The following is a 13,042-nucleotide window of genomic DNA, read 5'->3' on the forward strand; positions in this document are numbered from 1 at the left end:
CGACTTCAAGGCTGGCAGTTATGCCAAGGCCGGCGGGGTGGTTGATCCACTGCTAGAAGACGCGCCGAAATTTGTCAAGGATTACTACGCGTATTACAATACTCCGCGCGGCTATCACAAGCGCAGCCTTAACTCAAACAGCGGCTGGAACGTAACGGCTGCTACATCCTTGCTGAACACGCGCCTGTTCACTTATACCAATGAAATCAGAAACGCGGTCTTGGTGATCCATGGCGACCAGGCCCACTCCTGCTATATGTCAAAAGATGCCTACACCGACATGATTAAGGATAGCAAGTACACCGACAACAAGGAGCTGCTTTTGATCCCGGGGGCAAGCCACACTGACCTTTACGACCAAAAGAACATCATTCCTTTTGCCAAGATGGGAGCCTTCTTTGACAAGTACTTGAAGTAAGCCGGTAGCAGAATGAAGCTGGAAGATTTTTTAGCGCATGTTAACAGCGGGAAAAGAATTGTTGACCCTTCAGAAGAACTGGAATACTGCTCATATTTGACGCAAGAAGCCTTGAAGGTGACGATGGAGCTGAATAATGCTTATCATACGCCGGAAGAGGTACAGGACTTGTTTGCCAAGCTGACTGGCAGCGAGGTCAACCGGAGTCTGGCACTGGTGCCGCCATTTTATACTGATTGCGGGAAAAATATCCATGTTGGCGACGGGGCTTTGATCGGCCACCACGCTATGATCGCCACTTTGAACCACAAGCAAGATCCAGCCAAAAGAGGGGAGCTGCTGTCAGCAGCAGTTCATATCGGCAAGAGGGTTTGGATTGGCGCGAACGTAACTGTTTTGCCAGGCGTCACGATTGGTGATGGAGCAATTATCGCGGCTGGCGCGGTAGTAACAAAGGATATACCGGCCAGAACAATCGCGGCAGGCGTTCCAGCCTACGTGGTGAAAGAAATAACTGAATAGAGGAGAGCAGTATTCCTATGAAAGGGGGATGTTGCTTTTTATAATGTATATTTTTTAAAAAACATATTGTTTGTACAGAAAAGATGTATAATTGATTTGATCAACAAAAGTTGACTTTGCTGTATAGTAATTGAAGGGGATGAGAAAAATTGTTTACACAGAAGCAAAAGACGATTGTCTATCGGGTTTTGATGGCAATTTACCTAGTTGCTTTGGGACCAAACTATACTTTTGGTTACGCAACGCAAGACAACCCTACTAACCGCTTTTTCTTGATTGCTAATTTGCTGTCGATTGTCGCACTTGTTCTGGCAGCTGTTTGGATTGACCGGCCGAAGTTTTTCAAGGCAGTGTCTGCTATGATGGTGATTGTGGCTATCTTGGGAGTAGTTCAGCTTGCCTTTCCAGGGCAGTCAGCTTATGCAAGGTACAGCAACGCTTGGGCAATCATTAATATTATCTGGGCTGTGTTAACTGTACTTTATCAAAAGCAGCAGCTTCAGATGAAGAAAAATGCCTAGTTTAATCTAAATACCAAAAGGGCATGACTCCGTTAATTCGGAATCACGCCTTATTTTTTAGCGATTTTTTCTAACGATACTCTGTTCTACAGAGATAAAGTGATTCTTGCCATCAACCGTGTGGTCAATCAGGGTGAAGTAAGTCGTGTCCTTACTGTTTTCTGGTACCGCAAGGCGGGCATTGTAGCCAGTAGCAATAAAGTTGTTCGCAATATCGTAGATGTTCTTCAATAGCAGCTCTTGCTGTTCATCATCGATACCAGAGAAGGACTCGTCCATCAAGATGATCTTCGGAGCAAGTGGATTGCTCATCTTCTTTTCGTCCAGTTCCAAGACGATCAAAAGTGGTTCAAGGATCGCCCGGCTTCTTTGTCCTTCGGAGAAGGCGTTAAGCTTACGGTCAGTCATCTTTTCCAGGGCGTCACCAGCATGGCGGCGGAAGCTGATGTTAAATCTGTACCATTTCTTGTAGTCAAACTCCTCATAGAAGTGGTCAACCAGCTCATCTCTGCTCATTTCATGGTTATTGTCCTTGATATAAGTCCAGAAGCGGTCCATCAAGAGGGTAACCGCGTTTTGGCTTTCCGGACTGTCGATAGAAGTGTTCCCAAAAGCAGCCAGGTAGTCCTTTCTGTAGTCAGGGATTTCACTGAAGCTGGTATAGAAGGAGATGTGACTTGTCTGTTCCTTTTCCTTCAAGGACTTGCTGATCTGTTTGGTCAAAGTTGTAGCTTCGGCAGTGGCCTGGCGGATCTTTTGCAGAATCGTCGAGTTGTTAAGGTAGCGGGCCAGGCGCTGAACTTCATCATCAGCTGAAGCCTGGAAGGATTCCAGCTGCTGGCGGATATCGTCATAGAGCTTGCTGAGCTCTAACTCCTGTTCACCGTAGTAGTAGTGAACCACCGCAATTTCATGCAACAAGTTTTGGACTTGAACGAGCAGGTAGTCACTAAGTTCAATGTCTTCAAATTCCAAATGCTTGCTGTTGTCGACCCGGTAGTCTATTTCACCGTTAATGCTGTTAACAGCAATCATAGCCAGGTTAGCCTTATTTTGGTTGCTTGCCTTGACTTGCTCACTGTTCCAGTCGTTAGGGGATGCATCCTTGACCTTCTCAGTTAAATTCAGTTTTTCCAACAGATCACTTACTGCTGCATACTCATGATCCAAATCTTCATAGGCTGCCTGCTTTTCTGGCAAACGCTCCTGGTAGGCAGTAAGATGATTGTTTTCTCGCTCCAACTTGAATCCAAATGATTCTATCGCTTCGGATCCAGAATATGGGAAAAGGTCAAGAAAATAAAGAGGGGGCAAGTGGAATTCAGTCTGACCTATAAGTCTGCTCTTACTAAGTAGAAAAAGTGTAAGAAGCTTGATATGTTAAAGCTTTACGCTACTCTGTCTCCCGAAGATTTTACATTAGCTTTCAAAAAATGCTATAATTTTCTTTGAAAGCGCTATAGAAACGCGGAAAGGGGCAAACTAGATGGAAAAGATATTATATCTCATGCGGCACGGACAAACCTTATTCAACCTTGAACACAAGATCCAAGGCTGGTGCGACTCACCTTTAACTGAATTGGGGATCAACCAGGCCAAGATAGCTGGCCGCTACTTTACAGACAATAAGCTCAAGCTGGACCACTGCTATTCCAGCACGAGTGAGCGGGCTTGTGACACCCTTGGAACTAGTTACTGGCGGCAAGCTGCCTTATACCCGGCTCAAGGGGATCAAGGAATGGAATTTTGGCTGCTTTGAAGCGATGGACGACTTTTTGAACCCGCCATTGCCTTATGACGACTTTTTTGTTAAGTATGGCGGAGAAAGCCAAGACGGAGTCAGTGAGAGAATGGCTAAGACCTTGAGCCAAGTGATGGAGCAAGAAGACCACCATTTCGTTTTGGCTGTATCGCACGGAGGTGCCATGGCTTGCTTTTTACGTTACTACAAGCAGCCTTTGCCGCACGGGATAAAGAACTGCACTATCCTCAGACTCAAGTATGAAGACGGGCAGTTTACCTTGCTGGACTACTTTGAACCAGATTTCAGCGAATTAGAAAAATAAAGATAAATTCTCTTTTTTTCTTAATTTTTTAACAATGATTTTCTTGCGGGAAAAGCCCTTTCTTAATATAATGTAGACAAGAAAAGAATTTTTGGCATAAATATCAGATTTTGCTAAGGCAATAGAAAAGCAGAGGGACATCATGAAGTACGAATTAAGCGGCGGGAATACCTGCCCATTAGCTACTGTAACCCTTGATAAGGGTGAAAGCATTAAAGTCGAAAACGGCGCCATGGTGTACATGAAAGACGTCACTATCGCCGGTAAGATGAACTCCAGCAAGAAGGGCCTGGGCGGCTTGCTCGGCGCGATTGGCCGGAGCTTGACCAGTGGTGAAAGCATGTTTATCACCCAGGCAACTGGTGATGCGGACGGCGGACAAATCGGGGTTGCACCGGCAATTCCTGGCAAGATTCTAAAGCTTTCCGTTGGCAAGCAGCAGTACTGCTTAAACACCGGCGCCTTTCTGGCAAGTGACGACAGCGTCAGCTACAAGATGAAAAGTCAAAGTTTTAGCAAGGCAGCCTTTGGGGGAACAGGTGGCTTCTACGTAATGCAGACTGAAGGCGAAGGCGATATGTTAGTTAACGCCTTTGGTGACCTGGTAGAACTGACCGTGACTAGCAATAAGCCGATCTCAATTGACAATGAACACGTCATTGCCTGGGATGCAAATCTTGATTACGACATAAAAGTAGCGTCGGGGATGTTTGGCTTTACCTCAGGTGAAGGCCTGGTCAACCACTTTACCGGGGATGGCAAGGTTATCATCCAAACTCGTAACCTGCGTTCATTAGCTGAGGCCCTGCAACCTTTTATCGTTGAAAAAAACAGCAATAGTTAATGCAGCAAAAAAGATCGCCACAATCGTGACGATCTTTTTTCATGTCTGTTATTTTACCTCCGCAAACTTTCCAGCTTCAACATCACTGATAAACTTATATAAGGAAGAAAAGAATGCCTGAGGATTATCGACGTGGTGGCAGTGGCCGCCATCTGGCGTCACAACCATCCGGGAGTTTTTCAAAGTCTTGTGCATCCGGCGGACGGCATCAAGGGGCATGGTGTCAAATTCGCCGACCGTTAAGAGGGTAGGGAGGGTGATCTGCCCTAAACGGTCTCTGAAATCCCACTCAGTTAACTTGCCGACCATCATGAATTCATTATTGCCTTGGAAGTAATTGTAGACTTGAGTATTCGTCGTGCTGACAACGTGCCGGCTGCCATTTTCCGGGTGCCGGATCAGGTAAACAGAGTAAAGTTTGGCAACCAGTTCCTGGTACATGGCATCGTCAAAATTTTCTTCCGCTTCGCATTCACGCATGTATTCCACTTGGGCCGGACTGAACATTTCTTCTCTTTCCCGGTTGATGTTGACGGTGTACTCATCCAGGTTGTCAATCATGGATTCAATAATAACGGCCTTAAGGTGCTGGCCATACTTTATAGCATATTCTTGTGCCAGTAAGCCGCCCCATGAGTGGCCTAACAGGTAGAAGTCTTCCAAACCGAGCTTCTGGCGGACTTCCTCAAGTTCATCAACAAAGTAGTCAATGTTCAAATACTTACGGTTTTCCTCTTTGGAAAAATCTGGCTGATCTGACCAGTATGAACCCAATTGGTCATAAGAGTAGACCTCAACTCCTTTGCCGGCTAAGCCAGCCTTGAAATTGTCAAAGTCTTCATGGTTGTCACCAGGCCCGCCGTGCACGCAGAGCAACTTGACCGGTCCTTCATTGACCTTGCGGGTAAAAAGGTGATAGCCATTGTCTAAAGTAACGATTCTCGTTTGATCCATGATATTTTCTCCTTCAGTCATAAATTCACTTGTTACTTGAAGTATGCTCTCGTGTAGTCGACCATGCCAACCTTGTGCCAAAGTACCCCTTTTAAGTTGGAGTTTACCAGGTGGTCTTCAACCATGGTGTAAAGAGGAAGAACAGGGTAATCTTGGTTCATTTGTTCCTGTGCCTTTAACAGGTGACTGAAGTAGACTGATCTGGTCGCGGCATTTTTTCTGGCTTGGCTGAGCTCATTGTTGTAGGCAGCACTGGTGTATTTACCGTAATTGTGGCTGTTAGTCTTTTCCAAGGTTTGCAGTTCGCTGTATGGGTCAGCGTAGTCGTTGAGCCACAGGGAAAGGTAAAGGTCATATTTGCCATTGGCAACCAAGTTGTAAGCGGACTTGGATGGCAGATTCTTGACAGTCACTTTAAGTCCTGGCAGCTTGCTTTCCAGCTGTGACTGCAGGAATTCACTGACATTCTTGTCGGTAGTTGTATCACTTGCTACCAGGGTCAGCTCAACTTTTGACTTGCCCAGTTGCTTTAAGCCGGCCTGCCAGAGTTTTTTGGCCTTGGCAACATTGTAAGTTTCTTTTGGCTGCGCTGCTGTTGCGAAGTCCTTGCCACTGGCTGGATCCTTTGCGGCATTTGGTGCTGAGAAGGTGTAGGAAGGCTTTGAACCATCTGCTAAAACCTTTTTAGACAGCTGAGTACGATTAACAGCCAAGTAGAGGGCTTGACGGAGTTGTTTGTTGGCCAATACGGCACCCTTAGCCATATTCAGATTTACGAAGTTATTACCTGACCGGTAGAGGTGGTAAAGGTTCTTGTTGTTTTGCAGACCTTGTGCCGTCGTGCCTGAAACTACAGCGTCATCTAGGCTGCCTTGCTGGAAGAGCTGGTGGGCAGTGTTTGAATCCTTGACGACTTGGTAATTTAGCTTTTGCAGCTTGACCGCGCTTTTAGCGTAGTAGTGTGGATTCTTGACGGCAGTCCACTTTTCGCTGGTGTTGGTCCACTTGGTGACCTTGAAGGCCCCGTCAAAAGCGGTATACTTGGCAGCCGTACCATATTTGGCACCATATTTTTTAACAAGGCGGGTGTTTTGCGGGTAAAAGGCTGGCATAACCATCTTGTCGATGAAGGTCGGTTCTGGATTTTCAAGCTGCACGACCAGTTTATACTTGCCAACGGCTTTGACGCCTAAGCTGTTGACCGCCTTTTTGCCTTGAGAGATCTGGTCAGCATTCTTGATGTTGCTGAAGATGTAGTTATAGCCAGACATTGCTTTGGGAGAAACGCCTTTACGCCAGGCTGTTACAAAGTCTTGCGCGGTTACAGTATCACCGTTTGACCATTTGGCATTGTGCCTCAGATTAAAAGTATAGGTCTTACCGTCACTGGACTTATGATAGCTAGTGGCAACCGCGGGAACTGGCTGGTCATTTTTATCTGACCGGTAAAGGCCAGCCATAGTTTGCACCAAAGTGTCCCATTGGGGGATTGAGGCAGTCACTGAGGTATCGAGGGAGCTGACTACATCAGTCTCCATCAAGTTCAGGCTTGTCTTGCCATTGGATGCTTGGGAATTGCTATTGCCGCAGGCCGCCAACGTGCAAGCTGACATGCCAAGTAATGCAACTGTTGCCATTTTTCTAACTTTCATTTGTGTTCCTCTTTTCATCTTTCAGGGAAAAGAAAAGCGCCCCACTGGATCAAATCGATCCAATAGGGCGCTATTAGCGCGGTACCACCTATTTTCGCCGTTAGGCCTTCACGCACAGATAATGCGCTGCCGCTTTAAGGGGCGGACCCCAAAACCACTAATCTCGCAGTTTCCGCTCAAAGGTGATTTTCGCACTTGGTCTGACCGCTTCTTCACACCAACCAGAAGCTCTCTGCAGGTCTCGCCAAAACTACTTTTCCTTTTCAAAGCAATGTTGTTTTGATTTCATGTCTTTTATCTTAATCCTAAATCTGAGAAAGTCAACAGCAAATGGCAAAAAAGTTAAGCCAAAGTTACAAATGCTGAAAAGAATTTTAACGCTGTGTTAAACTAAAAGTATTAATTACGTGGAGGAAAAACAATTATGAACTATCAAGATATAAACTCTGAAACGATCGACCGCTGGGTCAAAGAAGGCTGGGAATGGGGCAAGGCAATTGACCACGACACCTTCCAAGCTGCTATAGAAGGGAAGTGGGAGATCAAGTTGACCCCGGTTAAATATGCCCCGCACAGCTGGTTTGGTGACTTACACGGCCAAAAAGTCCTTGGCCTAGCCAGCGGGGGTGGCCAGCAGATGCCAATCTTGACTGCCTTGGGGGCAAAATGCACAGTCCTGGACTATTCTGACCAGCAGCTGGAAAGCGAGCGCCTGGTTGCAGAGCGCGAAGGCTACGATATCGACATTGTCAAAGCCGACATGACCCAGCCTTTGCCTTTTGCTGACGAAAGCTTTGACATGATTATCCAGCCAGTTGCCAACTGCTACGTTGAAAAAGTTAAGCCGATCTGGAAAGAATGCTACCGGGTTTTGAAAAAGGGTGGGGTACTCCTGGTTGGCCTGGACAACGGGATCAACTACCTGTTTGACAGTGAAGATGAAAAGTATGTCGTCAACTCTTTGCCTTTTAATCCGCTGAAAAATCCTGACCAGATGCAGCAGCTGGAAAAAGATGATTATGGCGTCCAATTCTCTCATACCTTGGATGAACAGATTGGCGGCCAGCTGGAGGCTGGCTTTACTTTAACCAATCTCTATGAAGATACCAATGGCGAAGGCCGCCTGCACGAATTGAATATCCCGACTTTTATCGCGACCAGAAGCGTGAAATAGCAAAAGCCACCAAGTTTAAGCTTGGTGGCTTTTAATGTATCCAAAATGATTTGCTTTTTTCTTATTCTTCACCATGTTCAAACTGTAACTGGTAAAGATCGGCGTAAAAGCCCTTCTTTGCCATAAAGCTGTCATGGTTGCCAACTTCAACGATATCCCCGTCCTTCAAGACGATGATGCTGTCTGCATCCCTGATCGTTGACAAGCAGTGGGCGATAACAAAAGCCGTCCGCCCCTGCATCAGCCGGTCCATCCCAAACATGGACCGTAAATCAGACCACTTCATCTTGCTTATATCCTGGCAGCCAATCGTGATCTTCCCGCTGTTTAACTCGTAAAAGCGCATCAAGAGCTTGACCAGGGTGGTCTTGCCGGCCCCAGTAGGCCCAACGATTAATGTGCTAAGTTATTACAAGTGGAAATCTAGAAACTTTTTCAAAGAAAAACGCCAGCAAATGCTGACGTTTAAAACTATTGAGTATTGATGAATACAGTTTCTACAGCTTGGTGATGTCGACCAAGGAGATCTTGTTGTCGTGCTTGGCTTCCAGGGCGTGGATGAGGGCCCGCGCCGTATCAAGGGAAGTGTAGATCGGCACACCGGCTTCTACGGCAAAGCGGCGGATTAGGAAGCCGTCCTTCAAGTTGTTGTTTCTGGTTGGGATGTCGATGACCAGGTCGACCGTTTCCGTCAAGATCAAGTCAAAGATGGTGTTCTCTTTGTCATTGATCCGGTTGACCAGGCGGGCAGGGATGCCATGACTCTGCAAGAAGTCGTATGTCCCTTGGGTCGCGTACAGGTCGTAGCCGAAGTCGTGGTATTCCTTGGCGATTGGCAAAAATTCTTCCTTAGCCGAATCCTTGATCGTGCAGATAACCTTCTTGTGCTTAGGCAGATCCAGCCCAGTCCCCATAAAGGCCTTGTACATGGCTTCTTCAACGTCTTCAGAAATTCCCAGAACTTCACCGGTTGACTTCATTTCCGGCCCCAAGGCAATTTCCGCTCCGGTAATCTTTTCAAAGGAGAAGACTGGCATCTTGACGGCAACTGTCTTCTTTTCCGGAGCCAGACCGTAGTCATAGCCTTGCTCCTTGATGGACTTGCCAATGATGACGTTGGTTGCCACGTCAACCAGCGGAATCCCGGTTACTTTGGAGATATAAGGGATGGTTCTGGAAGAGCGGGGGTTGACTTCGATCACGTAAACTTTGTTTTCGTAAACGATAAACTGGATGTTCATCAACCCCTTGACCCTCAAGGCCTTGGCCAGGCGCTTGGAATATTCTACGATTCGTTCCTTCATCTCCTGGGAGATCTTTTGCGGCGGGTAGATGGAGATTGAGTCACCAGAGTGGACACCAGCTCTTTCTACGTGTTCCATGATCCCTGGAATCAAGATGCCTTCGTCATCGCAGATAGCGTCAACTTCACATTCCTTGCCGGCCAAGTACTTGTCGATCAAGATCGGGTGGTCTTCAATGTTGAACTGGGAAGTGATGTGGTCAATAAAGCGCTTGAGGTCGCCGTCATTTAAGGCGATTTCCATACCGGCCCCGCCTAAAACGTAGGAAGGACGGACCAAAACCGGGTAACCCAGCTCATTAGCGGCCTTTAAGGCTTCTTCAGCCGTAAAGACGGTTTGCCCCTTCGGCCGGTCGATCTGGCATTTTTCCAAAATCTCGTCAAATCTTTCCCGGTCTTCAGCCGCGTCAACACTGTCGGCAGAGGTACCAAGGATCGGCACGCCCATCTTCATCAAGTCCTGGGAGAGCTTAATCGCGGTTTGTCCGCCGAATTGGACGATGGCCCCGTCTGGCTGCTCAAGTTCAATGATGCTCTGCACGTCTTCTGCCGTTAATGGTTCAAAGTAGAGGCGGTCGGCGATGTCAAAGTCAGTTGAGACAGTTTCCGGGTTGTTGTTGACGATGATGGTTTCGTAGCCAGCTTCCTTCAGGGCGCAGACACTGTGCACGCAGCAGTAGTCAAACTCAATCCCTTGGCCGATTCTGATTGGGCCGGAGCCAAAGACAATCACCTTTTTCTTGGACCGGTCTGGCTGGATTTCATGTTCACCGCCATAAACGCTGTAGAAGTATGGCGTTTCGGCGTCAAATTCAGCCGCGCAGGTGTCGACCGTTTTGAAGGCAGCCGTGATCTTCAAGCCCTTTCTGAGGTAGTAAACTTCATCAGCCGTCTTGCCGGTTAAGCTGGCGATAACCCGGTCTGGGAATTCGCAGTGCTTGGCCAGTTTCAAAAGATCTGGCGTCAGTTCTTCGCTCTTGAGGCGGTCTTCAATTTCAACCAGGTGCTTGATCTTGTCAATGAACCAGACGTCGATCTTGGTAATGGCATGAATTTCCCGGATGGAGACGCCCTTTCGCAAAGCTTCGGCAATTCTGAAGGCCCGCTTGTCGTCAATCTTGCGGAGGTCTTTACGGAGATCATCAGCTGACAGCTGGGCAATTTCTTCATTATAAAGGTAGTAGCTGTCTTGTTCCAGCGAACGGAGGGCTTTCATGAAGGCACCTTCGAAGTTATTGCAGATAGCCATGACTTCCCCGGTTGCCTTCATTTGGGTGCCCAGCTTGCGGGAAGCGTCGTAGAATTTGTCAAAAGGCCACTTAGGAATCTTGCAGACGATGTAGTCAAGGGTTGGTTCGTAAGAAGCGTAGGTCTTGCCCGTTACGGCGTTGACGATTTCATCCAAGTTGTAGCCCAAAGCAATCTTGGTAGCAAGCTTGGCGATAGGGTAGCCAGTTGCTTTTGAGGCCAGGGCAGAAGACCGGGAAACACGAGGGTTGACTTCAATGACGCAGTATTCAAAGGAGTCTGGGTTGAGGGCAAACTGGACATTGCAGCCGCCCTTGATGTTCAAGGCAGTGATGATGTTGAGGGCAGAGGAGCGGAGCATCTGGTAGTCCTTGTCTGATAAGGTTTGAGATGGCGCTACCACGATACTGTCACCGGTGTGGACACCAACCGGGTCCATGTTTTCCATGTTGCAGACGGTGATGCAGTTGCCGGCACCATCGCGCATGACTTCGTATTCAACTTCCTTCCAGCCGGCGATTGATTGTTCAATCAAACATTCAGTAACTCGGGAGAGGCGGAGGCCGTTAGAACAGATTTCATGCAGTTCTTGTTCATTGTGGGCGATCCCACCGCCAGTCCCGCCCAAAGTGTAGGCCGGGCGGACAACTACGGGATAGCCGATTTCCTTGGCAAAAGCAATGGCGTCTTCAACGTAGTTGACGACAACTGACTTGGCAACCGGTTCACCGATTCTTTCCATCAAGTTCTTGAATTCCAGCCGGTCTTCAGCCATCTTGATCGTGTCGGTGTCAGTACCGATTGTCTTGACATGGTGCTTTTCCAAAAAGCCTTCATCAGCTAATGCCATGGCAATGTTCAAGGCGTTCTGCCCGCCCATGGTTGGCAGAAGGGCGTCTGGCTTTTCTTTTTCCATCAATTGCTTAACGACTGGCACAGTCAAAGGTTCGATGTAGACGTGGTCAGCCATGTCGCCGTCAGTCATGATCGTGGCCGGGTTGGAGTTGATCAGGACAACTTCGATGCCTTCTTCTCTGAGGGCCCGGCAGGCCTGGGTCCCTGCATAGTCGAATTCAGCGGCCTGGCCAATGATGATCGGGCCGGAACCAATCACTAAAACTTTTTTGATATCGTCGCGCTTAGGCATTCTTGTGTTCTCCCATCATTTCAATAAAGCTGTCAAAGAGGTATTCCGTGTCGTGCGGGCCGCCGCAGGCTTCCGGGTGGAACTGGACGGACTTGATGTTTTCCTTTAAGTATTCCAGGCCTTCGATCGTCTTGTCGTTGACGTTCTTGAACCAGACCTTGGCTTGCTTTGGATCAATCGTGTCTTCCTTGATCACATAGTTGTGGTTTTGCGTGGAGATGTAGACCCGGCCAGTGGTCAGATCCTTGACTGGGTGATTGCTGCCGTGGTGGCCGTAGACCATTTTTTCCGTCTCAAAGCCGTGGGCTAAGGCTAAAAGCTGGTGGCCCAGGCAGATGGCGAAGATCGGGATGCCGGAAGAAGCAAGAATTTTCAGCTGGTCAATGATTTCCGTGCATTCACTCGGGTCACCGGGGCCGTTTGAAAGCATGATCCCATCGAAGTTGTGGTCTAAGAGATATTGGGCCGGGGTGTCAGCCGGCAGGACTGTGACATGGCAGCCTCTTTTGGCCAGTTCTCTGGCGATATTGCGCTTGGCACCGAAGTCGTAGAGGGCAACTTCGTAGTCACCTTGGCCGACATGGTAGGGTTCAAGGCAGCTGCACTTTTCAACGACCCCTTGGATCTTGAAGGCCTTGATCTGGTCAATTACTTCGCTGACTTCGTAATCCTTAGTAGTGATCATCCCGTTCATGCAGCCTTCTTTGCGCAGGATCCGGGTGATGGCCCGGGTGTCGACGCCTTGGATGCCGGGGATGTTGTTTTCAATCATGTAGTCGTTCAGACTCATGTTCATGCGGAAATTGGACCCCAGCCGGGAAAGCTCGCTTACTACAAAGGCTTCGACAAAGGGGTGGGTGGCTTCCTGGTCATCCAGGGGAACACCGTAGTTGCCGATCAGGGGATAGGTCATAACCACGCTTTGACCGGCATATGACGGGTCGGTCAAGACTTCCACATAACCAGTCATTGCCGTGTTGAAGACGAATTCGCTGATAACATCATGGACCGCGCCGAAGCTTTCGCCTTCAAAAACGTGTCCATCTTCCAGTATTAAACGCGCTTTCATTGATTGTTTGACTCCTATAAAAAAAGACATGTCAACGAGTGACATGATGTGACCCCCAAAATTGGGACAATTTAGTATTACGCCGTTAAGGTTGTTAAAACATGATTCCGATATTCAATCGGGG

Annotated in this window: 10 protein-coding genes, 2 pseudogenes and 1 other annotated feature; of the genes and pseudogenes, 6 read left to right on the forward strand and 6 right to left on the reverse strand. The window is 48.0% G+C overall.

The features are described 5' to 3' along the window. The 3 genes from FD23_RS10390 to FD23_RS04560 all read left to right on the forward strand — a co-directional run. Nucleotides 1-418, forward strand: a 418-nt coding sequence (locus tag FD23_RS10390) for an alpha/beta hydrolase (protein ID WP_236743875.1), incomplete at its 5' end; no start/stop codon positions are given. Nucleotides 419-430: 12 nt separating this feature from the next. After that, on the forward strand, nucleotides 431-940 hold the full coding sequence (locus tag FD23_RS04555) for a DapH/DapD/GlmU-related protein (RefSeq protein ID WP_025895796.1): 510 nt from the start codon (nucleotides 431-433) through the stop codon (nucleotides 938-940). 149 nt (nucleotides 941-1,089) lie between these two features. Beyond that, nucleotides 1,090-1,461, forward strand: a complete 372-nt coding sequence (locus tag FD23_RS04560; protein WP_052933663.1) for a hypothetical protein — start codon at nucleotides 1,090-1,092, stop codon at nucleotides 1,459-1,461. Between the two features lie 57 nt (nucleotides 1,462-1,518). Here FD23_RS04560 and FD23_RS04565 read toward each other — a convergent pair whose 3' ends face one another. Continuing rightward, nucleotides 1,519-2,661 (reverse strand): SbcC/MukB-like Walker B domain-containing protein, encoded by a 1,143-nt coding sequence (locus tag FD23_RS04565; protein WP_025895794.1) that lies wholly within the window; start codon nucleotides 2,659-2,661, stop codon nucleotides 1,519-1,521. 286 nt (nucleotides 2,662-2,947) lie between these two features. On the opposite strand from FD23_RS04565, the pseudogene FD23_RS04570 reads away from it, so the two are divergent. Together FD23_RS04570 and FD23_RS04575 are read left to right on the forward strand one after the other, a co-directional pair. After that, nucleotides 2,948-3,527: pseudogene (locus FD23_RS04570) on the forward strand (histidine phosphatase family protein). Nucleotides 3,528-3,669: 142 nt separating this feature from the next. Beyond that, nucleotides 3,670-4,371 carry a TIGR00266 family protein gene (locus FD23_RS04575; protein ID WP_025895793.1) on the forward strand — a complete coding sequence of 234 codons (702 nt, stop codon included), beginning with the start codon at nucleotides 3,670-3,672 and terminating at the stop codon, nucleotides 4,369-4,371. A gap of 48 nt (nucleotides 4,372-4,419) precedes the next feature. Here the strand turns inward: FD23_RS04575 and FD23_RS04580 are convergent, their stop codons facing one another. Beyond that, on the reverse strand, nucleotides 4,420-5,325 hold the full coding sequence (locus tag FD23_RS04580; protein ID WP_025895792.1) for a proline-specific peptidase family protein: 906 nt from the start codon (nucleotides 5,323-5,325) through the stop codon (nucleotides 4,420-4,422). A gap of 32 nt (nucleotides 5,326-5,357) precedes the next feature. Further along, nucleotides 5,358-6,977 carry a peptide ABC transporter substrate-binding protein gene (locus FD23_RS04585; protein ID WP_025895791.1) on the reverse strand — a complete coding sequence of 540 codons (1,620 nt, stop codon included), beginning with the start codon at nucleotides 6,975-6,977 and terminating at the stop codon, nucleotides 5,358-5,360. Between the two features lie 60 nt (nucleotides 6,978-7,037). Continuing rightward, nucleotides 7,038-7,253, reverse strand: a binding site (T-box leader). 148 nt (nucleotides 7,254-7,401) lie between these two features. On the opposite strand from FD23_RS04585, the gene FD23_RS04590 reads away from it, so the two are divergent. Further along, nucleotides 7,402-8,151 (forward strand): class I SAM-dependent methyltransferase, encoded by a 750-nt coding sequence (locus FD23_RS04590; protein ID WP_003614586.1) that lies wholly within the window; start codon nucleotides 7,402-7,404, stop codon nucleotides 8,149-8,151. Nucleotides 8,152-8,212: 61 nt separating this feature from the next. Here FD23_RS04590 and FD23_RS04595 read toward each other — a convergent pair. The 3 genes and pseudogenes from FD23_RS04595 to FD23_RS04605 form a co-directional block, all read right to left on the reverse strand. Continuing rightward, nucleotides 8,213-8,545, reverse strand: a pseudogene (locus FD23_RS04595) (ATP-binding cassette domain-containing protein); the annotation flags it as partial. 103 nt (nucleotides 8,546-8,648) lie between these two features. Then, complete coding sequence (gene carB, locus FD23_RS04600) at nucleotides 8,649-11,849, reverse strand: carbamoyl-phosphate synthase large subunit (protein ID WP_025895789.1); 3,201 nt, start codon at nucleotides 11,847-11,849, stop codon at nucleotides 8,649-8,651. Continuing rightward, a complete protein-coding gene (locus FD23_RS04605) occupies nucleotides 11,842-12,918 on the reverse strand; it encodes a carbamoyl phosphate synthase small subunit (protein ID WP_025895788.1) in 1,077 nt (358 codons plus the stop codon). Before FD23_RS04605 ends, carB begins: the two co-directional genes overlap by 8 nt. Between the last annotated feature and the right edge of the window lie 124 nt (nucleotides 12,919-13,042).

The sequence above is a fragment of the Lactobacillus delbrueckii subsp. delbrueckii DSM 20074 = JCM 1012 genome (assembly GCF_001433875.1).
Taxonomy (GTDB): domain Bacteria; phylum Bacillota; class Bacilli; order Lactobacillales; family Lactobacillaceae; genus Lactobacillus; species Lactobacillus delbrueckii.

Coding starts and splice junctions, on each gene's coding strand:
- FD23_RS04555 (WP_025895796.1), top strand. CDS start 431: ATGAAGCTGGAAGATTTTTTAGCGCATGTTAACAGCGGGAAAAGAATT.
- FD23_RS04575 (WP_025895793.1), top strand. CDS start 3,670: ATGAAGTACGAATTAAGCGGCGGGAATACCTGCCCATTAGCTACTGTA.
- FD23_RS04580 (WP_025895792.1), bottom strand. CDS start 5,325: ATGGATCAAACGAGAATCGTTACTTTAGACAATGGCTATCACCTTTTT.
- FD23_RS04585 (WP_025895791.1), bottom strand. CDS start 6,977: ATGAAAGTTAGAAAAATGGCAACAGTTGCATTACTTGGCATGTCAGCT.
- FD23_RS04590 (WP_003614586.1), top strand. CDS start 7,402: ATGAACTATCAAGATATAAACTCTGAAACGATCGACCGCTGGGTCAAA.
- carB (WP_025895789.1), bottom strand. CDS start 11,849: ATGCCTAAGCGCGACGATATCAAAAAAGTTTTAGTGATTGGTTCCGGC.
- FD23_RS04605 (WP_025895788.1), bottom strand. CDS start 12,918: ATGAAAGCGCGTTTAATACTGGAAGATGGACACGTTTTTGAAGGCGAA.